At 63.0% G+C, this 21,664-nt stretch carries 16 protein-coding genes; 6 read left to right on the top strand and 10 right to left on the bottom strand.

Features of this window, described 5'->3' with window-relative positions; translation table 11 throughout:
• Window positions 1–64 precede the first annotated feature (64 nt).
• The 3 genes from AC07NY_RS11795 to AC07NY_RS11785 form a co-directional block, all read right to left on the bottom strand.
• Window positions 65–1,417 (bottom strand): HlyD family type I secretion periplasmic adaptor subunit, encoded by a 1,353-nt coding sequence (locus AC07NY_RS11795; RefSeq protein ID WP_494583991.1) that lies wholly within the window; start codon window positions 1,415–1,417, stop codon window positions 65–67.
• Window positions 1,418–1,523: 106 nt separating this feature from the next.
• A complete protein-coding gene (locus AC07NY_RS11790) occupies window positions 1,524–2,195 on the bottom strand; it encodes an acyltransferase (protein WP_494583990.1) in 672 nt (223 codons plus the stop codon).
• Between the two features lie 100 nt (window positions 2,196–2,295).
• Entirely contained in the window at window positions 2,296–2,829 is a 534-nt protein-coding gene (locus tag AC07NY_RS11785) for a serine O-acetyltransferase (RefSeq protein ID WP_492284676.1), read from the bottom strand.
• A gap of 177 nt (window positions 2,830–3,006) precedes the next feature.
• On the opposite strand from AC07NY_RS11785, the gene AC07NY_RS11780 reads away from it, so the two are divergent.
• The 3 genes from AC07NY_RS11780 to AC07NY_RS11770 all read left to right on the top strand — a co-directional run bounded on the left by AC07NY_RS11780 (window position 3,007) and on the right by AC07NY_RS11770 (window position 6,613).
• Entirely contained in the window at window positions 3,007–4,056 is a 1,050-nt protein-coding gene (locus AC07NY_RS11780; RefSeq protein WP_494583989.1) for a glycosyltransferase family 4 protein, read from the top strand.
• 47 nt (window positions 4,057–4,103) lie between these two features.
• Window positions 4,104–5,357 (top strand): lipopolysaccharide biosynthesis protein, encoded by a 1,254-nt coding sequence (locus AC07NY_RS11775; protein ID WP_494583988.1) that lies wholly within the window; start codon window positions 4,104–4,106, stop codon window positions 5,355–5,357.
• 86 nt (window positions 5,358–5,443) lie between these two features.
• A complete protein-coding gene (locus AC07NY_RS11770) occupies window positions 5,444–6,613 on the top strand; it encodes a glycosyltransferase (RefSeq protein ID WP_492284679.1) in 1,170 nt (389 codons plus the stop codon).
• 190 nt (window positions 6,614–6,803) lie between these two features.
• Here the strand turns inward: AC07NY_RS11770 and AC07NY_RS11765 are convergent, their stop codons facing one another.
• The 4 genes from AC07NY_RS11765 to AC07NY_RS11750 form a co-directional block, all read right to left on the bottom strand.
• Complete coding sequence (locus tag AC07NY_RS11765) at window positions 6,804–7,547, bottom strand: transglutaminase-like cysteine peptidase (RefSeq protein ID WP_494583987.1); 744 nt, start codon at window positions 7,545–7,547, stop codon at window positions 6,804–6,806.
• A 208-nt stretch (window positions 7,548–7,755) separates the two neighbouring features.
• Entirely contained in the window at window positions 7,756–8,517 is a 762-nt protein-coding gene (locus AC07NY_RS11760; protein WP_494583986.1) for a hypothetical protein, read from the bottom strand.
• Between the two features lie 16 nt (window positions 8,518–8,533).
• Window positions 8,534–10,744 carry a polysaccharide biosynthesis tyrosine autokinase gene (locus AC07NY_RS11755; RefSeq protein WP_494583985.1) on the bottom strand — a complete coding sequence of 737 codons (2,211 nt, stop codon included), beginning with the start codon at window positions 10,742–10,744 and terminating at the stop codon, window positions 8,534–8,536.
• A 47-nt stretch (window positions 10,745–10,791) separates the two neighbouring features.
• Window positions 10,792–11,610: a hypothetical protein gene (locus tag AC07NY_RS11750; protein WP_494583984.1), complete on the bottom strand. Its 819-nt coding sequence runs from the start codon at window positions 11,608–11,610 to the stop codon at window positions 10,792–10,794.
• 376 nt (window positions 11,611–11,986) lie between these two features.
• Between AC07NY_RS11750 and AC07NY_RS11745 the strand changes: the two genes are divergently transcribed.
• Entirely contained in the window at window positions 11,987–13,159 is a 1,173-nt protein-coding gene (locus AC07NY_RS11745) for a polysaccharide biosynthesis/export family protein (RefSeq protein ID WP_494583983.1), read from the top strand.
• Between the two features lie 658 nt (window positions 13,160–13,817).
• Here AC07NY_RS11745 and AC07NY_RS11740 read toward each other — a convergent pair.
• The 3 genes from AC07NY_RS11740 to AC07NY_RS11730 form a co-directional block, all read right to left on the bottom strand.
• A complete protein-coding gene (locus tag AC07NY_RS11740) occupies window positions 13,818–15,164 on the bottom strand; it encodes a UDP-glucose dehydrogenase family protein (protein WP_494583982.1) in 1,347 nt (448 codons plus the stop codon).
• A 135-nt stretch (window positions 15,165–15,299) separates the two neighbouring features.
• Complete coding sequence (locus tag AC07NY_RS11735; RefSeq protein WP_494583981.1) at window positions 15,300–16,688, bottom strand: mannose-1-phosphate guanylyltransferase/mannose-6-phosphate isomerase; 1,389 nt, start codon at window positions 16,686–16,688, stop codon at window positions 15,300–15,302.
• A gap of 153 nt (window positions 16,689–16,841) precedes the next feature.
• Window positions 16,842–18,284: an undecaprenyl-phosphate glucose phosphotransferase gene (locus AC07NY_RS11730; RefSeq protein WP_492284687.1), complete on the bottom strand. Its 1,443-nt coding sequence runs from the start codon at window positions 18,282–18,284 to the stop codon at window positions 16,842–16,844.
• Window positions 18,285–19,014: 730 nt separating this feature from the next.
• Here AC07NY_RS11730 and AC07NY_RS11725 point away from each other — a divergent pair.
• Both AC07NY_RS11725 and AC07NY_RS11720 read left to right on the top strand, forming a co-directional pair.
• Complete coding sequence (locus AC07NY_RS11725; RefSeq protein WP_492284688.1) at window positions 19,015–20,433, top strand: phosphomannomutase; 1,419 nt, start codon at window positions 19,015–19,017, stop codon at window positions 20,431–20,433.
• Between the two features lie 189 nt (window positions 20,434–20,622).
• Complete coding sequence (locus AC07NY_RS11720; RefSeq protein ID WP_492284689.1) at window positions 20,623–21,651, top strand: NAD-dependent epimerase; 1,029 nt, start codon at window positions 20,623–20,625, stop codon at window positions 21,649–21,651.
• Window positions 21,652–21,664: the final 13 nt, after the last annotated feature.

The raw sequence follows: 21,664 nt of genomic DNA, 5'->3' as shown, positions 1-21,664 counted from the left end.
TCCAGGAACAGAGAGGCTATTCGCTCCACTCATCCACAGCCTGTTACCGCGAACGGGCTCGACGTCATTTCTCTCGAAAGGCACGAGCCATCTGGTCGCTGACCGGCTTGAGCAAATACGATAACATGCTGCGCTGCTGCGTCTGGATGAAGGCCTCGACCGGCATGCCGGGAACGAGCTTGGCCGTGCCGAGCTTATCGATTTCCTTTTGCTCGAGCGCGATCCGTACGCTGAAGAAGCTCGCCCCGGTCCGCTTATCGGTCTCCGCATCCGCCGAGACACGGTGGACCACGGCATCGATCTCGGGCGTCGTGCGTGCGCTGAAGGACGGGAATCGCAGTGTGCTGGCCTGCCCGACATGCACCTGATCGATATCGGTGGGCGAGACCCGGACATCCACCGCCAACGCATCCTGGTTCGGGACGATCATCATCACCGGCTCGTTGGGAGGGAGGACCTCTCCCTTTACATGCACCTGCAGCTGATGGACAATACCGCTCTGGGGAGCGCGAAGATCGGTCTTGCGCAGCTGATCGTCAGCCGCGATCCGCCTTTCGCGCAATTCGGAGCTTCTCGCCTGAATCTCGCGCAGCTCCTTGGCGACCTCGCTGCGGAGATCCTGATCGATCTGCAAAATCTGGAGCTCGGTTTCGCTGACCCTGCCGCCGGCGGCGGCCAGAGCCGAAATGAGGCGCCCGCCTTCACCGCTGGTGCGGACAGAATCGCGCTCGATGGCCGTCACACGCGAAATAGGCACCAAATTCTTGCGCCAGAGTTCGCGAACGCTCTCGATCTCCTTGCCCATCAAAACCACCTCCTGCTTGTTGGCGGCGATCTGGGCGTTCAACCCCTCCATCTCCTTGTGGAGCTGGGATATGCGCTCTCTCAGCTGGGCGCGCTGGCCTTTGCGTGCCTCGTCCCTCAGGTCGAAGACGCGCTGTTCGCTGGTGATGAGCTTGTCGACCCGCGGCTCCGCCTTGGCCTGCTCGCGCAGCTCCGCCGGGAACGATATCGTCGCACGACCGTCGCGCTCAGCCTCCAGACGCGCCTGGCGGGCCATCATCTCATCGAGATTACTTTGGATGACGCCGAGATTCGAGCGCAGCACGACGTCGTCGAGACGCAGAAGAAGATCGCCCGCTTCGACCCGTGCACCCTCCTTGACCAGAAGCTCACCGACCGTGCCGCCGCTCTGGTGCTGGATCTTCTTCACCTCGGATTCGATGACGACCTGGCCACCGCCGATGACCGCTCCAGAAATCTGCGTGCCGTAGGCAAGCCCGCCGAGCCCAAAAACCAGGGCCAGCACGATGGCGACGCCGCCGCGCAGATAGCCGCGGATCGAAGCCATGGCCTCGCGCGACGAGACAGGCAGCTCGGGCGGGTTCGCCTCTTTCACAACGATATCCCGCGCCATCGCCTCCACCATATTCCACGCAACCCATCGAGCATAGCACGGATGGAGACGATCCGTCAGAAAGAGAACCGAAAAGAGATAACGCCGGGCACGAGCCCTGATATTGTCAGGGCACGTAACCTGTCTTGCGCTCGAAATAGGCGCAATCCGCGTCCAGTGCCCGCACCCGCTCTGCGGGGACCCCGGAATAGATGCCGTGCGTCTCCTCGAACGCCCGGTGCAAGGTCGAATTGGCGGCAAGCACGCTGAAATCCGGCAAGACCGCGCCCTTCAGCACCACCGACGCGGCGCCGACGAAGCAATACTGCCCGATGCGCACCGGAGCGGATACCTGCCGGCTCCGCTTGATGCTGATCGCGTGGGTCAGGATATGCGTTCCGGCGCCCGCGATCGTCGTGAAACGGCCGATCTCGATCCGGTTGCAGCAGTCGATCATGTGATGACCGGTGATGGACGCATGCTCGCCGAGAATGATTTCCGGGCTGCGACCGGTCTCGTCGCCGAAATGCTTCGCGTTCCGGCTGCCGATGCCGCTGATGTGGTTGCGGTTGCCGATCTTCGACATAGCCCGCATTTCCAGCCGGTCGAACGACTTGATGAGGTTGAGATGCCCGATCCGCGCCCCCTCCTCCAGAACGAGTTCGTCGAGCAGCACCAACGAAAAGCCGATTCGCGCCGTCGGCGCGATGCGATAGCCGAACAGTCGATTCAGCAGCCGGCGCCTGACGCTCCAGGGCAACACGAACAGCAACATGCTACCGAGAATCTTCAGGCGCATCGAAAACTTCCGCAGCTATAATCGATCGGACCGATGCCCTGTACCGTCCAGCTGGATTTTACGCAAAGAGAGGCCTGCCTTCTCCCTGCCTTCAGGGCACCTAAGATCGCGATTTCAGAACACGCGCCGGAACACCGGCAACCACCGAGCCGGCAGGCACATCACGGGTCACGACGGCGTTGGCTGCCACCACCGCATTGGCACCAACCGTCACAGACCCGAGGACGACGGCTCCCGCATAAAGGACCACCCCATCCTCGATGGTCGGATAAAGCTCGGACGGCACGGTGGATGAATCGGGCGCGCGCGAAAGACCGAGCGTCACATTCTGATAGATTGTAACGCCTTTACCGATTCGTACGCCTTCGCCCAGAACGATGCCTACCGGATGGGGCAGCTTGAGCCCGCCGCCGATCCTGACACCTGCCGAGATGTAGCATCCTGTCAGTAGCACCGAGACGCGCCAGAGCAGCATCGCGAGAAGGCGCCCCAGAGGCCCCCAACGCCGCAGCCGAACGACCGCTCGATGCAAAGCTACAGTGAAGAAGCCAGGACTATAAATCAGACCAATGAGGAAGCCAATCGACGTGCGGCGACCGGTGTTTACCCAGAGGTCGTCAAAAAGCGGGCTCATCACGGCCTAAACCAAATTGTAGCAATGGCGCGTTAATGCCACTATTGCACTGCAACAGCAATGCATCATTCCGATGAACTTGATTGTAATCGCTTGCAGCAACGTATCATGCCCCCAACGCCCGTCCTATTTCTCGCACCGGTCCCCAATTTTAAAGGCGGAGCTGAGCGGTCGCTCATGGATTTGATGGCCAATCCAAGCGTCCGGCCTTATCTGGCGGTGCCGGCAGAGGGGCCACTCAGCCGCAAAGCTTCCGAATTGGGCATCCCTTTCGACGTCGTCGATTTCGGTTCAGTCAGCACGATCCGGCGCCCCTTCCGTTTGCGGGACGGCTTTGCGGCCGGTGCCGACTTCTGGCGCGCCGCGCGACGCCTGAAGGAGCTTGCAGCCGATCGCGGCGTGGCGCTCGTGCACAGCAACGGCCTCAAAGCCCATGCCATCGCCATCGCGGCGCGCCGCCTTGGCGGCAAGCCGGCGGTGATCCACATCCGCGACATCGCCAACACCGCGGTCGAAAGGATGACATGGCGAGCCTTCCAGATGGCTTCGGATCGAGCCATCCTGGTTTCCCGCGCGTGCTGGCCGCACCAGGCACTGCCGGCCAATACGCATGTCGTCTATAACGGCTTCGATGTGCCGGACGAACGCTCGCCGGTCCGAACGGACGGCAGCATCGCAATCGGCTTCGCCGGGCGCATCCATCCTGCCAAAGGCCTGCATATCCTCATCGACGCGCTCGCTATCGCCCGGCGCCAACAACCGCAACTAAGGGTGATCGTCCGCGGGACTTTCGCTGAGGAAACGCCTGGCTACGAAGGCGAAATCCGCGACCAGATCGCGAGCCGGGGCCAGGCCGAGGCGGTTTCCTTCGAAGGCTTCGTCTCCGAGCCTGCCCAGGTCTATCGCGACATCGACATCATGTGCGTTCCGTCGACCACGCCCGACCCCCTGCCTCGCTCGGTGATGGAAGCGATGGGGCGGGGCCTGCCGGTTGTGGCGACGCGTTCCGGTGGCATTCCGGAGATGATCGTCGACGGCGAGAGCGGGTTCATCGTCGATGACGCGGAGATGCTGGCGAATGCGCTGGTCAAACTCGCCGGCGATCCGCTCTTGCGCGGCCGCATCGGGGACCACGCGCGCGAACGATGTCTCGAAATGTTTACGCTTTCGACGCTATATCGGGAGACGTCCCGCATATACGGGCTCGTGGCGGGTAGCCGGGCGTGAGCGCTTTTTCCACCGACATGAAGCCCTCTCACGGGAGCACTGCTGCAGTGTCTGTCCGCAGGGTTGGAATCGACGCCCTCTATGTGGTGATCTCCACCGCTGCGATGGCGCTGCTGCAATGGCTGATCATGGCCGCGATCGCGCGGATCGATGGGCCAGCAGCTCTCGGATACTATACCCTCGCACAGGCCTTCGCGACGCCGGCAGGCTATCTCGCGTGGCTCGCAATGCGGCAACAGTTGCTGGTTTCCCGCGAGGACGGCGCGTCGCCGGCCGATTTCATGGCCCTGCGGATCGCCCTCCCGCTGCTGCTCTTTGCGGCAATCCTGTCCTTCATCGATTTCTATTACGCCTCCGCCGGCCTCCTCGCGATCAGCTTCGGCGTTTTCGCGATCAAGTATGCCGAGGGCTTTTTCGACCTCGTCTACGGCTGGCTTCAGCAGGCAGGCCAGACGCGCCTCGTCGCCATGACGTCGCTGTCGCGCTGCGCGGTCTCTTTCGCTGCCTTCGCCGCGATTTACCTCTGGGCTCGCAACCTGCCGCTCGCCCTGACGGCTATCGCGGCGATCTGGCTCGTGCTGTTCGTCGCGCAGCGTCGGCGGCTCTGGTCCTTGGTCGGGCTTCGCGAGCTCGGCGACATGTCGCCGAAGCGTCTGATGAAGCTTGCACGTATCAGCGTGCATCTTGCTCCGCTCGCAGTCTCGCTCGCGGTGATGTCCTTCACGGTCAATGCCCCGCGCTTTTTGCTCGAACATCTCTTCGGCGCGGAGGAACTCGGCCATTTCGCCGCCTCCTATCATTTTCTCGCATTGGGGTCGGTCGTCGTCGGTTCCCTCGGCCATTCGCTGCTTCCCGGCCTGTCGAAGGCCGTCAAGGAGGGCCGCCAGCGCAGCTTCTGGAAGCAGCTGCTCTTTCCGGCCCTGCTGATGCAGCTTCTGGCTGCCCTGGGCGTCGGACTTGCCTGGATGTTCGGCTCGCAGATACTGGGCCTGGTCTATGGCCAACGCTTCGCCGGATATGGCATGCTGCTGGTCTGGGCTGCGGCGGTCGCCGGCCCGTTCTATGGCGCGGCGCTCCTGACAAACGGCCTGCACGCTGCCCAGATGAAGCGTTCGCTTCTCGGCACCCAGCTCGTCGGCTTCGCGGTGCTCGTCACTGCCACCCTCTTGTTGGCGCCGCGCATGGGACTACCGGGCGGCTTCGCCGGCATCCTGCTGGGCGCGCTGGCCCAAGCCTTGGCGAGCGCCGTGCAACTGATGCGCTTCTGGCGCGCTCACCCGGGCGCAACGCCCCTGCCCTAACTGCGGCACTCCGCCGCACCCGAACGATGCTAGCTTTGGCCGCTCAGATGCATGAAGACCCCAGCGGACGACAGGAGAGCTGAAGAGTGAAAACCGCGATCGCCCATGACTGGCTTCCGGTCTATAGCGGTGCCGAACAGGTCCTGACCCAGATGATGAAGGTCGTGGGACCTTCGGACCTCTACACGCTCTACGAGTTCCTTTCCGAAGCGGATCGGAAGAAGCTTGGAGCGTCACGGATCATCACGAGCTACCTTGATCGGCTGCCCTTCAAGAAACAGATCTACAGGCACACTTTCCCACTCTGTCCGGGGGCAATGGAGAGCTTTGACCTGTCGGATTACGACCTGATCCTCTCCTCTTCGGCAGCATTCGCGAAGGGGGTGATCGTCCATCCGCATCAGCGGCATGTTGCCTATATCCATACCCCACCGCGCTACGCCTGGGACCAGACGTTCGAATATCTGTCGCGCTCGTCCCTCTCCAAGCCGCCGATCGGCATTCTCTTGCGCAGCAGCCTGCATCGCCTGCGGATCTGGGACGCCCGTACCGCGCATGGCGCGGATACGCTGCTGGCGAATTCGACCGTCGTCAGGCGGCGCATCGAGCAGATCTACGGCCGGGACTCGATCGTGGTGCACCCGCCCGTGGATGTCAGCCGGTTCCCGATTTGCGAGGACAAGGACGATTATTTCGTCGTCGCCTCCCGTCTCGTTCCCTACAAGCGGATCGACCTTGTCGTCGACGCTTTCAAGCAGTTGCCGGACAAGCGCCTCATCGTCGTCGGCGACGGACCGGAGATGAGCAAGCTCCGCGCGATTGCGGGCCCCAACGTAACCTTCAAGGGCCATGTTCCGCGCAACGACCTGGTCGAAACCATCCGCCGGGCGCGTGCCTTCATTTTCGCCGCCTATGAGGATTTCGGCATCGTGATGGCAGAGGCACAAGCCGCCGGCACACCCGTGATCGCCTATCACCGTGGCGGCGCGGAGGATATCGTGACCCCGCTCGGGAAGCCGAAGCCGACCGGAATGTTGTTCAAGCGTCAGGACAGCGATGCGATCGTCGAAGCCATTCGCCATTTCGTCGACCGCGCCGCCGACATCCATCCCGCAGACTGCCATGAAAAGGCGCTGAGCTTCTCGAACGAAGCGTTTCAGCGGCGCCTGCACCGTGTGATCGACCTCACGATGGATAAGTCCTTCACGCGTGACACGATCGGCCGTTTGGTCGCTCAACTCGCCAACGCTGCCTGAAGCGTCGGCGAACTGAGCAGATTTCATTCAGCACCGAGCCTCAAACTCGCGCGGCCTATAGTTTCGGCCCGAAATGTGGATTGCGGTTTTCGGGAAAAAGCCGATGCAGGATCACATATCTGAAACATCGGACTGAATACGACATTCAGTCCGATGTTCCGCTCCGGCTCGCGGAGAGCTGCCTGCACTCTCAATAGGCCAAGATCGTCCCGCGGATTTCTGCAACCTGATAGCTGCTATCAGGCAGTCTCAGGTCCGACAAAATGACGGGAGCGGGAAGTGCGGGCCGTGGCTGCTCCAGGCGCAGAGCAGGCTTCGGCTGGGGCGCCTGGGCAATGAGTTGCGGACGATCGACCTCGACCCAGTAGAGCGGGCTCCGGGCAGACTGCATTTTCTCCCACCGGTAGTTGCTTTCCGCCGTATGCAGGATCTGCGAGCGCAGATTGTCGAGGATGAAATCCCCGCGATCGGTCCTCACGACCAAGACGAGATGCGCCTCGCCGCGCGGCGTCCAAACCGCGGCGAAAAGGAGCGCCCCCTGCGGCCAACCCAGAGCAATCAACTCATGCCGCTTCTGCACGGCGTAATCGTCGCAATCCCCAGCCGACACATTCAGTGACCAGATATCCTGTCCGGGAGCATCAGCCTTCGGCGATATCCGGCGGTTGACCGAAAGATTGACCGATTGCATCTGCTCCTGACGCTCAGTTGTCAGAGCCATCGGCTCGGCGGCCGAGGCCGAGCAATCGGAAGCATATTGCATACAAAATCGAATAAACCCCATCGGGGCCAGAGTGTAGCCTCGCTCAACAAGCGGTGACGCGGCGACCACGCGATCGATGCTCAACGAAGATACCTTAACCGGCTTTGCCTCAGCTGTCATAGACGCGCAAAGAACCGCCAGCGGGATCGCAAATTTCGAGATCAGGCTCATATTCAAGCTCCTCATGGAGCCATTCATACGAGACTGAATTTGAGATCACGTGGAGGAATGTAGTCGAATACTTTCAGACAGATTCAACGACTATTAACCTCACTATCCGCCCGGCGCGATGCCCCAAAATACATGGAAACCCGAAGCGGCGAGGCCGAGCGGCTCGTTTGCAACCGCCTGCCGGCCGCGTCGCGTGCTCCAAGCGATGCTATCGTGGGTAACGCCGCGGCGGTGGCGCCGGAGGCGGCAGGCTTTCGGCGTCTGGCCTCGTCCCGGTCGCGACGATGGCGCGATAGACCTGCGCATAGCGAGCTGGCGAGAGCGCCTTCAGCCGGGCTTCCAGCAACGTCCTGCCATCGGGCGAGGTAGCGGCATAGACTGCCGCAATATCCTGCGGAAAGGCCTCGCTCATGAATACCGCGAGTTCGTTCTCGAACTGCGTCGCAATGCCTTCGACGCCGGACGCCGAGAGGCGCGCCGCAAAGGGAATGCGCGCCCGCATGATCCAGAGATCGGCAGGCGCGGACAGATAGGAGGCCTGCAAAGCCCGCACCACATCTGGAGTCGGCCCGCTGCGCTGGACCTCGACCATAGCAAGCCGCAACCAGCCATTGCCGTCCAAGGGTGAGCATCGCAGCAAATCGCGCAGCGCGACCGCGGCATCGTCCAAGGCATCGTCGAAGCGCCCGAACTGGTCTGCTTCGACCGCCGCATCAACGGTCGCCAGTCGCATCGTGGCGAGTGCGCGCGCGGCTGAGAGGTTGCACAGGCCTGCCGGGCGGGGCAGTTGCGGATCGGCGATGGCCCCGCGTCCGGGAATACGACTGAAACGCGAGCCCGATTCGAGCCGCTGAGCATCCTGCATCAACGGCCAAGCACGGACATATTCAACTAAGCCATAGCCGGTCGCCGCAAGCCCGGCGACAGCAACGACGCAGGCGAAGGCTCTGCCGACGAGAAGAGATCCCACAAACGATCAGCCGATCTCAATAGGACGAGTAGGTATAGAAATTGCGCTTGTCGGAGATGTAATTCCCGATCCGGTCCGGATCGGCCTTATTCAGGATTGCCCCGATGCATTTCGCATGAACACTTGGGTTGTGATCGAGCATATTGCGTACGCTCTCGCGCGGCGTATCTCCCCACTCCGCCACAAGCAGGAAATTTGGAATGATCGGCTCGATGGCGCGCGCATCGACCAACGCGCCAAGCGGCGGCAGATCGATGATAATGTAGTCGAATTGCGAGGCAGCGGCCTCGACCAATCGTTTCATGCCCTCAGATCGCAGGATTTCGCTCGAATGCGCCACGCGCAGATCGGGCGGCGAGGCAAGCAGCCAGACCTTCAACCCACCAAGCTGTTTCAGCGCTGAGCTGAGGGGCTCCTTGCCCTGGACCACCTCTGCCAAACCGATTGTCGCATCTTTGGCCAGTTCACGCGAAAGCCCGCAGCGGCGAAGATCTCCGTCGATCAGCAACGTGCGTGCGCCCGTGCTGCCCAAGAGCATGGCGAGGTTCACAGAAATCGTGGTCTTGCCTTCGCCGCTATGGGACGACACCAGGCCGAGGATCTTGGCGCCGGAGCCCGGCTGCTCGAAATCGAGCGTGACCTTGATCGTCCGCATCGTATCGGCAAGCCGCGAGAGCGGCTCCGTAATCGACGCAATCATGTAAGGGCTGATCATCGCCAGAGGCGACTTCTGATCTGGCTTGGGAGCCGAACTCGTCGACATCAGCGGAACGATGCCGAGGAACTCGACACCGAGCTCCGAGCGAATCTGATCGCCGGTGCGGAAAGCGATGTCGCGATACTCCCGGATCATCCCGATACCGATGCCACTGGCAAGGCCGGCCACGAGGCTGAAGGCGAGCACAAGCATCGTCCGAGGCTGGCTCGCCGAGCTCGGCTTGGTCGCCCGCGTGATCACGCGGGCTTCGGTTACCGGATAGGTCTGCTGCTGGATCAATTCCTGATTGCGCTGCAGGAAGGTCTGATAGAGTCCGCGATAGCTCTCAGCTTCGCGCTCCTTCTCGCGCAACGTGACCAGCGTCATGTTGTCCGCGGCATTGGCTCCGATCAGCTTGTCGAGGCTCTCCTGAAGCGATTGCTCGCGCTCACGGCTGGTCTGCAGCTCGCTCTTGACGCTTTCGGCGATGCGACCGAGTTCGGCGAAGACCTGGTCCTCGTAGTCACGCAACTCCTTGCGCGCAGAGATGACCTGGATGTGATTGGTTCCCAGCCGATCGACCAATTCCGAGAGGCGTTTGGACGCGGTCAGGTAACGCGTCCGCAGATCGTTGATGACGGGGCTCGTCAGAGCCTCCGGCACGGCAGCGTTCATCTGCCGGCCTGCGATGATCGACTGGATCTGTGCGAAACGTGCCTCGGCCAGTGCACGTTGCGAGCGGGCGAGGCTGAGCTGCGTGTTAAGCTCGGACAACGCCTGATCGTTAATCAGCCGGCCTCCGGCCAAAATCAGATTGTTCTTCTCGCGGAACTGCTGCACCGCACGGTCGCTCTCAAGCGATTTTTCGCGCAACTCGGCAATGCGGTCCTGCAGCCACGCGCTCGCACGGCGGGTCGCGTCGTATTTCGAATCGAGCTGCTCAATCAGATATCCATCGGCGATCGCATTGGTTATCGTCACCGCCTTGGCGGGATCACGCGAAAGAAAGTCGACTGAGAGAATAAAGGTCTTGTTCAGCCGCTGGACATTGAGTCGCTGCAAGATCTTGTCGGACACCTTGCGTCGCAGCTCGGCCTGCGCGGCCTCGATGTCACTGCTACTGCGCGGCAACAACCACCCGAACAGGCTCGAGAACAGCGAGACATCCGCGTACTCTGGATCTTCCAACAGCTTGAGCTTGTCGATCACGCCGTCGATGACGCGTTGCGACTTGAGAACCTCCACCTGACTGTCGATCGCGCTGTTCGCGAGCACGATCTGCGTATCCTCCGGCTTGTTCGCTCCGAAGTTACGGCCGTCGATCAGAATATCGGCTGATCCGGTATAGAGCTTCGTAGCCGTGGCCAGATAGATCGCCGCCAGCAACACGCAGATGACGATGGCTCCGATGATGACTTTAGCCTGGCGCCGCGCACCCGCCAAAATCCCGTCGAGGTCGATCGTCGTGCCCTCGGCGTCATCGCGAGCGGAACCGGCGCCATCGCTGCGATGATGGATTTGCTGAAGCATGATATCCGATGGTCCTTCGCTGGACGGCTTGTCGGGCGCGGCTTGAACTACCGGACGGGGCTGACCGAGCCACCTCCCAGGGTAATGTTAATCACCACCGAACTGCCGCCGGCACCGAATGTGCTGACGGTCGCATTATTGCGCAAACGCGAAAGGCTCACGCCTCCACTGCTCGCCACGCCACCACCGGCGCCGGAGGTGTCACCACCGCCCGGCGATCCGCCGATACCGCCGGCAGCCGCAGCTCCACCGGCTGCCGCGCCACCGATCGCCGCTGTGGCCACATCACCGGAACTGGACACGAAGGCGGTCGTGAGCGGCGCCAAGCCGGCCCGGATGATCAACTGCTGGATGATCTGGGCGACATCAGGGCGCTGCCTCACACAGGCCCTGGCCGCTTGCGCCAGCCCGGCGCCGATAGCCGCCGTTTGGCCTGGACTGGCATTCCGGGCCAGATCGATCAGCATCGGGACCGTATGAACGTCCGTGCCAGCAAGTCCCCTGACATCCTGCGCCATGCGACCGCCACCGTCCGGATAGGGGGCCAGCAAATTCTGAGGTGTCGAACGAAAAGCCACGACCGCAGAAGGATCGATCGCCAGCGGCGACAAAAAGCACGAAGGAGAGCCGGTCAGCAGCGTCATCGGATCCGGCCCGGCATCGGGCACCGGCGTCGCCGCGGGCTGAGACTGAGCTTCATTGGCGGCGCCAGACGGAGGCACAACCGAAGGGGTCGGCAAAGCCGTGGGCGCGGCGGCTGGCTGGACGGTCCCGGGCGCTCCCTGGGCCTGCGCCGAAGCACTCGCAACGAGACAGGCGACGATCGCGAACGATGCCCTCAGGCACGAAAGGCTCTCGGTCTTCATGGGCATGTTCTACTGTCTCGACAAAGCGGTGGAACAATACTGCCTGACCCAGCGAACAAAAGCAAGAAATGCACCGCCAAACGCGCTTCAACACACATACGACAACGACGGCGAGTCGACCCGGGCAACGGCAGAATCGAACCAGGGCGCTTTTCTCGCCAGCCAGCACGGGAAACCGGCACCGTTTACCAAGAATGCCCTTGGGAGCCAGCGAAACAACATTGTAAGAATTGACACATAGCATTTATGCCACAGGGAACCCTCAAAGGTTCTACGGAACATCATCGCATCTTGCTCGCGCCATGCCCTCGGTGTTAGCAGAGGGCCGGATGGGGACGATATGCTAACTGGTCTGATACGGTTCACGGCAGCCGGAGTGCTCGCGGTTTCGGTCTCGGCATGCACGTTCTTGCCTCGCTCGGGACCCGACCACCGTCAACTCGCGACCGAGGCCGCGGGTTCAGTGGCGCCGGAAGCCCGGCAGCCGGACCTTGCCTATGCGCTGGTCGATCTCTCCGACACGATCGTCAAGGCATCCGTTGCGTCTGCTCCGGGCTCGATCCATCAGTCTTTCGGCGGCGGTAAAGGCGGGGCCCCCGATATCAGGGTTGCGGTCGGCGATACGCTTCAGGTCACGATCTTCGAAGCCGTCTCGGGCGGGCTCTTTATTCCGAAGGATTCGGGAACTCGCCCCGGCAACTTTGTCACGCTCCCCTCCCAGGTAGTGGAGCGCAGCGGTGCGATCACCGTGCCTTATGCGGGGCGGGTGCCTGTCGTCGGCAAGAGCCTGAACGAGATTCAGGAAGACATCGTTTCCCGCCTTTCCAATCGCGCGATCGAGCCGCAGGTCCTGGTCACGTTCGCCGACCGCGGGTCCGAGGTCGCCGTCGTCGGGGACGTCAATTCGTCGGCAAAGCTCAAGGTCAATTTCGAAGGCGACCGCGTGCTGGATATGATCTCCCGCGCCGGCGGCCTGCGCTATGCCGGCCATGAGAGCTACGTCACGCTGCAGCGCCGCGGCCGGAAGGCAACGGTCTATTTCAACCGGCTCGTCCAGGAGCCGCGCGAGAATATCTTCGTCGCGCCTGGCGACACGGTCTATGTCTATCGTGAGCAGCGCTTCTTCACCGCCTTCGGCGCGTCCGGGTTGCAAGGCCGCTTCGATTTCGACGCGGAGAAGCTTTATCTCGCCGACGGCGTCGGCAAGGCGGGTGGCCTGCTGGATAATCGAGCCGATCCGGGCCAGGTCTTCATGTACCGCATGGAGAGCCGCCGCATGCTTGAGCAGCAGGGTGTTTCCCTGGAGAACTTCCCGGCCGACCAAAAGCAGATTCCGACGATCTATCGCGTCAACATGCGCCAGGGCCAAGGCCTGTTCCTGGCGCAGCGGATGGAAATGCGCGACCGCGACGTCATCTACGTCTCGAACGCCGATCAGGTCGAGCTGACCAAGTTCCTCAATCTGGTGAACGATATCTCGTCGACGGTCTCGGGCGTATCCAACGACGCGCTCGTTACGCGGAACTCGATCAGAGCTCTGAGAAATTGATGGTTCGCGCCGGGAGATGACAAGCTCCCGGCGCATTCCGTCCCTGAGCAAGCCGCTATCGCTGCAGCACGCTTGACGGCTCTTCGACACCTGACGGACGCCGTAACGGGACGCTCAGACCCACAAGGTCTTTGTTGTATGGCGGCTTCGCTGAAGCGGGCCTTCGGTTCTTCAGGTGAACCGGCATCCACTTCGCTCGAAAATGCTCGTGCAGCCTGCGCGCGGATTTTGTGAACAGAGGATCTGGTTCGGCCAGAAGGCCAAACCTGCAGCATCCTGGAGGCGAACGCTGATCTGTTCGAGGATGTCGAGCGTTTGGCTAGCGGCTGCACCCACATCTCGAAGAGCGTTTGATCGAGCGAATCTCGGGCCATGATCGTTGCCGAGATAACTGGGTGCTAGGCCGGACCGGGCTGCCATCAAACGGGCTTGCGCTTGTGGAGGCGCTGGCCGGCGAGCCTGCGCTGAAGCGTTATCACTTGCTGCCGGGCGCGCGCGGCAACCTGCTCGCCACCCTCGGCCGTCATCGGGAGGCGGCCGAGGCCTTCGAAAGCCCTCTCGGGCTCATGCAGAACGCCCGGGAGCGGGCGCTGATGCAGGAAAGGGCGGCGGAAGGAGCGCGCGGCGGGTCAGTGACACGCCGCTCCGCCGCGCCCGCTCAAGCCGCGCTTTCGGCTTCATTGCCTTCGGGGGCTGCAATGCCGCGGCCGACATCTGCATAGGCGAAGCCCTTGGCCCGGACCTGCTCGGCCCGGTAGACATTGCGCAGGTCGACCAGGACCGGCGCCGCCATCGCCGCCTTGACCCGGTCGAGATCGAGCGCGCGGAAGATGTTCCACTCGGTCACGATCACCGCCGCGTCCGCGCCCGCCACGCATTCATAGGCGTCGCCGCAATAGGTCACGCCCGCCGGCAGCACCGCCTTGGCCTGCTCCATGCCCTCCGGATCATAGGCGCGGATCGTCGCGCCGCCGTCGAGCAGGGCCGTGACCACCGCGATCGAGGGCGCGTCGCGCATGTCGTCGGTGTTCGGCTTGAAGGTCAGGCCTAGCACAGCGACCGTCTTGCCCCTGACCGCGCCGCCGCAGGCCGCGATCACCTTGCGCCCCATCGCGCGCTTGCGCTGGTCGTTCACCGCCGCCACCGTCTCGACGATGCGCGAGGGCGTGCCGTAATCCTGCGCCGTCTTGATCAGGGCCAGCGTATCCTTCGGGAAGCAGGAGCCGCCATAGCCCGGCCCGGCATGCAGGAACTTGCCGCCGATGCGATTGTCGAGGCCCATGCCGCGCGCCACGTCCTGAACGTTGGCGCCGACCTGCTCGCAGAGATCGGCGATCTCGTTGATGAAGGTGATCTTGGTCGCCAGGAAGGCGTTGGCCGCATATTTCGTCAGCTCGGCGGTGCGCCGGCCGGTATTCAGGATCGGCGCGTTGTTGAGATAGAGCGGCCGGTAGATATCGGCCATCACCGTGCGGGCGCGCTCGTCATCGGTGCCGACGACGATGCGGTCCGGCCGCTTGAAATCCTCGATCGCGGCGCCCTCGCGCAGGAATTCCGGATTGGAGACCACGGCGAAATCGGCATCCGGCCGCAGTTCCCGGATGATGCGCTCGACCTCGTCGCCAGTGCCGACCGGGACCGTCGACTTGGTCACGATCACCGTATAGCCCTTGATCGCCCCGGCGATCTCGCGGGTCGCGGCATAGACATAGGACAGGTCGGCGAAGCCGTCGCCGCGGCGCGAGGGCGTGCCGACCGCGATGAAGACCGCATCGGCCTGCGCCACCGGACCGGCGAGATCGGTGGTGAAGGACAAACGTCCCGCCGCCGCATTCGTCCGCACCAGATCCGACAGACCGGGCTCGAAGATCGGGATCTCGCCGCGCTTCAGAGCCGCGACCTTGGCCTCGACCTTATCGACGCAGACGACCTCGTGGCCGAAATCGGCAAAGCAGGCACCCGAAACAAGCCCGACATAGCCGGAACCAACCATCACGATCTTCATTCGTCACTCCTCAGCGATTCCAGGCGCGCCGCCGCGCTTGTCTCACGGACGATAGAGCCCTGTCATCACGCTCCATAGCGCTCCAAGCCTGCCCGTAGGCAGACCTGGGCGGCCCCAAGCTCTCGGCCGCACGCTTCAGGAGCGCGCGTAGATATCCTCGATCCGCACGATATCGTCCTCGCCCGTATAGCTGCCGACCTGGACCTCGATCAGCTCCAGGTCGATCTTGCCGGGATTGGCCATCCGGTGCGTGCAGCCGATCGGCAGGTAGATCGACTCGTTTTCGTGGATCAGGCGGATGGTGCCGTCAAGCGTGACTTCCGCGGTTCCGCGCACCACGACCCAGTGCTCCGAGCGGTGGAAATGCTTCTGCAGGCTGAGCTTTCCGCCCGGTTTGACATTGATACGCTTGACCTGGAAGCGCGAGCCGATATCGATCCGCTGATACCAGCCCCAGGGACGATACATCCGCAGGTGCTCGACCGCTTCCGGGCGCCCCTGCTGCTTGAGCTCCTCGACCAGCGCCTTGACCCTGGCAGCTTCCGATTTCGCCGCGACGAGGACAGCATCGCGCGTGGCGACGACAATCATGTCACGCAGGCCGATACCGGTGACCAGCATATCATCGCTGCGCAGCAAGGAGCCGGAGGTATCGAGGGCGACGACCGGCCCCTGCAAGACGTTGTCGGCGCCGTCCTTCGCCATCACCTCGTGGATCGAGTCCCATGCCCCGACATCGGACCAGTCGAAATCCGCAGACAGGACCCCGGCCTTGTCGGTCTTTTCCATCACCGCGTAATCGATCGAAATCTTCGTGATCTCGGCGAACGCTGCCGGGTCGAGCCGGATGAAATCGAGATCGGTCTTCGCCGCGTCCAGCGCGGCGCGAGCACCTGCGAGCACCTGCGGGGCAAAGCGTTCGAGCTCGGCGAGCATGGTCGCCGTCGAGAAAACGAAATTGCCGCTGTTCCAGAGGAAGCCGCGATCGAGATAGCCCTGTGCCGTCGCCGCGTCCGGCTTTTCCACGAAGCGCGCCAGGCGCCGCGCCTTGTCCGAACCCAGTGTCTCGCCCGGCTCGATATAGCCATAGGCCGTCGAAGGCTGGTTCGGAACAATGCCGAGCGTCATGATCCGCCCGTCGGCTGCGAGCGCAGCCGCCTCCAGGCAGTCTACCCGGAAAGCATCCGCATCCATCACCACATGATCCGCCGCCAGCGCCATCGCGACGGCGTCAGGTGAGCCGGCTTGGGCGAAAAGCGCACCAACTGCCACGGCGGCGGCCGAGTCGCGGCGCTCAGGCTCAAGGATGATATCGCCGGCGATGCCGAGCACATGCATCTGCTCGGCCACGACAAAGCGGAATTCCTGGTTGGTGATGACGACCGGCCGCCCGAATTGCGGGCCCTGAACCCGGAGCAACGTCGTCTGGAACGTCGACAGCCCGTCATCAAGCAGGTTGATGAACTGCTTGGGCATCGAGTCCCGCGACACCGGCCAAAGCCGAGTTCCCGCGCCGCCAGCCATGATCAGCGGCGTGACGATGACCCTTGTTCCGTCCCCGTTGGCTGGCTGAAGAGCGGGAGACCGGCTGGGTGCTGACGTTGATTCAACAGGCATGAAAAGGATCCATCGACGTGGAGAGACGCTGCTCTACCTCGCGCGCAAAAACCACAACGATCAGTAGGTATGCTTTATGTTGAAAAGCGTCCCGAAGGTTCGCGCAATGATCCGGATATCGAGCCAGATGCTGGCGTTCTCGACATACCAGAGATCCAGCTTAACGCGCTCAGCCATGCTTTCCGTGGTCGGCGTTTCGCCACGGCTGCCATTGACCTGAGCCCAGCCCGTCAGTCCGGGCTTGACGTGCTGGCGATAGGGATAATCGCCGATCAGCTGCTCGTAATATTCGTCATGAGCCATGGCGTGCGGTCGCGGCCCTACGATGGACATCTCTCCCCGCAGGACATTCCAGAGCTGCGGCAGCTCGTCGATGCTCAACTTCCGGATCCAACGGCCGACCGCAGTCACGCGATCGTCCTTGCGCGAGGCCTGCCGAACCACCTCCCCGTCTTCCATAACCCGCATGCTGCGGAATTTCAGGATCTTGAACGGCCGGTTGTTGAAGCCGTTGCGCGCCTGCTTGAACAGGATCGGGCCCGGACTGTCGAAGCGAATGGCAATCGCCGTCATGATCAGCAAGGGCGAGATCAGCAGCAGCCCCGAGCCGGCGACAGCGATGTCCAAGAACCGCTTGGCGGCACGCTCGCCCTCGCTCATCGGCGCGCGATGCACCTCGACCGCAACCAAGTTCGGACCGAAGCGCTCGACCGGACGCAAGACGAGATCGCCCAGCTTGCCGTCCAACATGAACTTGATCGGCAGCGGCAGAATCCGCAGCCGCGCGAAGACCAATTCCGCGAGGTCGAGGCGGCTGCTATCGAGCGCCACGACGATTTCCTGGATGTTCGACCCCCGGATCGCCGCGACGGCCTGGTCGAGGATCGTGTCCACGTTCCCCTCGGACGTTGCGTCACCGACAGGCAGGCGCACGCTCGCGTTCACCGACAAACCGAAAGGCGCGAGCCGCTGCGTCGTCCGGCTCAGGTCCCGGCCCGAACGATCGGAAATGATCGCGACCCGCCGTGTCGCGAATTTGCCATGCTCCAGTGCGCGGCGGATGAAGCCTTGCCAGTACAGGCGCGACATGGCGACCACGCCGAAAGCGACGACCACGAACGAGATGGTCGTCGCACGCGAGACGAGGTGCCCCGTCTTCAGCGCGAAGCCGATCAGCGTCAGGAACCCGGTAATGACGAGCCAAATGGCCAAGGCATTGGAAATCTGCCGGAGCGGCCGCAACAGCTCGATAGGCCGGTAAAAGCCACGCTGCTGCATTAGAAGAACGAAGAGGGCGGCAAAAAGCGCACCCAGCGCGGTGGAATCCACCAGGACGGACGAGGTCCCGTCCCGCACCACGTCGTAGACAAAACCACAAATCAGGCTCGAGCCAATAATCGCTGCAATATCGGTTAACGCAACGAAACGCCCCGAAAGGTCATAGCGAAACCGTATACCGCCTTCTCGGGTTGACTCGTTTGCAGCAACGAAATCGATCGCCATGAGAATCCCAATCATCGGTCAGCAGCGGGATATCTACGCTTTCTTAACCGCACTATCAACTATGAGCGCATCGCGTCGTTTTTTTAACGAAGATGAAACTTTTGATTGCCTGAAGCAAAGTCTGGGCCAGAAATCGGATGCGCCGCGCGTCCGGCCGGGCGCATGAACTGGAATCGAAATCTCCGTTCTCGTGCAGTGCGTTGTCGGAAGCGCCATAACCCAGATCCATGCATGATCGTGGCTTTCCTCCGCGATTCCGCATCACCGCCAAGGGCTCTTGTTGCGATAATTTTAGACACGGCGCGCACAGCCACCGGCAAATGTCCGCCACCGGAACCCCGTCCGCGCCCTGCTTCAGGATGAACGCCTTCTGGGCGTTTCAAGGGCTCAAATCAGGCTCGGATCATCATGCATGGTTTCAGGCGGCCTGCTTTCCAGCTCGGATTTGAGGGCGAGCCCGGCAGGCGTCGTATTGCCGAGGGCCGATTGGGCCGCGATCACTTCCTAAGCGGCTTGCGGAAACATGCGCCGCAAGGCGGGATCACGCGATGCTGTCGAGCGATCTGTCGCGAAGAGCCCCCCGGAATGCCGGCAGGAGATGACGATCTCCCGCCGGTTGCCTCACACGATAACCTCAGAGCGCGCTTGGAAACCCGAGACGACGAAGTGACTCCACAGGCTGTGCTGCGCTAGGTATCGCAGACAATTAGAAACGACGGACCGGCGGCATATGACGAGCCTGAAATTCGGTACTTCCGGCCTGCGCGGCCTCGTGACGGAGCTGGTCGGCCTGCCGACCTATGCCCATGTCCGCGCCTTCTGCGCCATGCTGCTGGAGGATCAGGCGGCCGGGCCGCAAAGCGAGGTGCTGATCGGCCGGGACCTGCGCTCGTCGAGCCCGCTTATCGCCGCGCAATGCGCGCAGGCCGTCGCCGATGCCGGGCTCAAGCCGGTGGATTGCGGTGCCGTGCCGACGCCGGCCCTCGCCCAGGCCGCCATGGCTGCCGGCAGTCCCGCCATCATGGTCACGGGCAGCCATATCCCCGACGACCGGAACGGGCTGAAATTCTACCGCGCCCAAGGCGAGATCGACAAAGCCGACGAGACACGCATTCTTGCCCAGCATGCCGCGCTCGCCCTTGCGGCAGCGCCAAATGTCTCGGTCGTGGCGCAACCGCGTGACGTGATTGCCAGCTACCGCGCCCGCTATGTCGATTTCTTCGCACGGGCGCTGGAAGGCCTCACCATCGGGGTCTATCAGCACTCCTCCGTCGGCCGCGACGTCATCTGCAAGGTACTGACCGCGCTGGGCGCCACACCGGTCGCATTGGGCCGCAGCGATGTCTTCATTCCCGTCGATACCGAGGCGCTGCGCCCGGAGGACGAGGATCTCGCCCGCCGCTGGGCCGGCGAGCGCAAGCTCGACGCGATCGTCTCGACCGATGGCGATGCGGATCGTCCGCTGGTCGCCGACGAGACCGGTCGCTTCCTGCGTGGCGACCTCGTCGGTGCCCTCACCGCGCGCTTCATCGGGGCCGACGCGATCGTCACGCCGGTCACGTCGAATTCGGCGCTCGACCGCCCGGGGTCGTTCGAGACAGTCGTCCGTACGCGCGTTGGCTCGCCCTATGTCATCGCCGGCATGGCGCAGGCCAAGACCGAGGGTGCCGATGTCATCATAGGATTCGAAGCGAATGGCGGCGTCCTGCTGGGCTCGGACGTCACGCGGGACGGGAGGCGCCTCGATGCCTTGCCGACACGCGACGCCCTGCTGCCGATCCTGGCGACGATCGCGCTGGCCCGCGGTTCCGGCAAGCCGCTGAGCACGGTGGCGGCGGAAGCGCGCTTCGCCATCGCCCTGTCGAACCGCCTGCAGGAGGTCGCGCAGGAGAAGACCGCAGCCCTGATCGCCCGGCTCGACGGCGAGGATGCGAGCTTCCGGGACACAGCCTTCGCCAGCCATGGCGGGGTCGCCGCACGCGATCGCCGGGACGGGCTGCGCCTGACGCTCGGCAACGGCGCAACGGTGCATTTCCGGGCTTCGGGCAATGCGCCGGAGCTACGCGTCTATGTCGAGGCGCCGACGCTCGAAACAGCCGAAGCGCTGCTTGCGGAGTATCTCGCTTTCGCCGCGGCGCAAACGCGTTAGAGCATCAGACGGAACATCGTATGCCGTTCGATGCCCTAGCTCTTTGATCTTGTATCGGCTTTGCCCGAAAACCGCGTTCCACTTTTCGGGCCGATGCTCTAGGACGATCCAAACTCGCCATACACGGCGAAAACACCCCGCACAGGAAGCGGCGCAGCCTGCCCGCGACCGTTTCTACAGGAAGCTCAGGTGGATCAAGCCCCTTCGTTCGAACGCGTGCTCCTGACCGGCGCGGCCGGCTTCGTCGGCTTCCATGTCACGCAGGCCCTGCTCGACAAGGGCGTTCAGGTTCTCGGCATCGACAACCTCACCCCCTATTACGACCCGGCCCTGAAGCAGGCGCGCCTCGACCGTCTCACGGCCCGCAACGGCTTCTCCTTCGAGCAGATCGATATCTCCGATTACGATGCCGTGCAGGCCGCCTTCGCCGCTTTCCGCCCGCAGGTGGTGATCCACCTCGCCGCCCAGGCCGGGGTGCGCTACTCGCTCGAAAACCCGCGCGCCTATGCGGCCTCCAATCTCGACGGCTTTCTCTCGATCCTCGAGGCCTGCCGGCATAACCCGGTCGACCATCTGGTCTATGCCTCGTCGAGCTCGGTCTACGGCGCCAATGCCAAGGTGCCGTTCAGCGAGCATGACGGGGCCGACCATCCGGTCTCGCTCTATGCCGCGACCAAGCGCGCCAACGAATTGATGGCGCATTCCTATTCCCATCTCTACGCCATCCCGACGACGGGCCTGCGCTTCTTCACGGTCTACGGACCCTGGGGGCGGCCGGACATGGCCTATTTCAAGTTCACCAAGGCGATCCTCGAAGGTCGCTCCATCGACGTTTACGACGAGGCGACGATGAGCCGCGACTTCACCTATGTCGACGACATCCGCGAGGCGATCGTCAGGCTGGCCGGCAAGCCGCCGCAGGCCAACCCGTCGGTCGACGGCAGGGCCGCGGACCCCGCAACGTCGTCCGCGGCCTGGCGCATCTACAATATCGGCAACCACACGCCGGTGCGTCTCGACCGTTTCATCGCGGCGATCGAGGATGCCTGCGGCCGCAAGGCGATCAAGCGGCACCTGCCCGCCCAACCCGGCGACGTTCCTGCGACCTATGCCGATGTGGCGGACCTGACTGCCAGCGTCGACTTCCAGCCTTCCACGCCGATCGAGACGGGCCTCGCCAGCTTCGTCTCATGGTATCGGGACTTCTATCGCATCTAAAAGCCATCCGCCT

This window comes from Allobosea sp. GW821-FHT09G06, from assembly GCF_059416005.1.
The sequence above is the reverse complement of the archived record's forward strand: the minus strand, read 5'-3'. Positions and strand labels throughout refer to the sequence as shown.

Excerpts from the sequence above, each read along its gene's own strand:
- AC07NY_RS11795 (WP_494583991.1), bottom strand. The coding sequence starts at position 1,417 with ATGGCGCGGGATATCGTTGTGAAAGAGGCGAACCCGCCCGAGCTGCCT.
- AC07NY_RS11790 (WP_494583990.1), bottom strand. The coding sequence starts at position 2,195 with ATGCGCCTGAAGATTCTCGGTAGCATGTTGCTGTTCGTGTTGCCCTGG.
- AC07NY_RS11785 (WP_492284676.1), bottom strand. The coding sequence starts at position 2,829 with ATGAGCCCGCTTTTTGACGACCTCTGGGTAAACACCGGTCGCCGCACG.
- AC07NY_RS11780 (WP_494583989.1), top strand. The coding sequence starts at position 3,007 with ATGGATTTGATGGCCAATCCAAGCGTCCGGCCTTATCTGGCGGTGCCG.
- AC07NY_RS11765 (WP_494583987.1), bottom strand. The coding sequence starts at position 7,547 with ATGAGCCTGATCTCGAAATTTGCGATCCCGCTGGCGGTTCTTTGCGCG.
- AC07NY_RS11755 (WP_494583985.1), bottom strand. The coding sequence starts at position 10,744 with ATGCTTCAGCAAATCCATCATCGCAGCGATGGCGCCGGTTCCGCTCGC.
- AC07NY_RS11750 (WP_494583984.1), bottom strand. The coding sequence starts at position 11,610 with ATGAAGACCGAGAGCCTTTCGTGCCTGAGGGCATCGTTCGCGATCGTC.
- AC07NY_RS11740 (WP_494583982.1), bottom strand. The coding sequence starts at position 15,164 with ATGAAGATCGTGATGGTTGGTTCCGGCTATGTCGGGCTTGTTTCGGGT.
- AC07NY_RS11735 (WP_494583981.1), bottom strand. The coding sequence starts at position 16,688 with ATGGCTGGCGGCGCGGGAACTCGGCTTTGGCCGGTGTCGCGGGACTCG.
- AC07NY_RS11730 (WP_492284687.1), bottom strand. The coding sequence starts at position 18,284 with ATGGCGATCGATTTCGTTGCTGCAAACGAGTCAACCCGAGAAGGCGGT.
- AC07NY_RS11725 (WP_492284688.1), top strand. The coding sequence starts at position 19,015 with ATGACGAGCCTGAAATTCGGTACTTCCGGCCTGCGCGGCCTCGTGACG.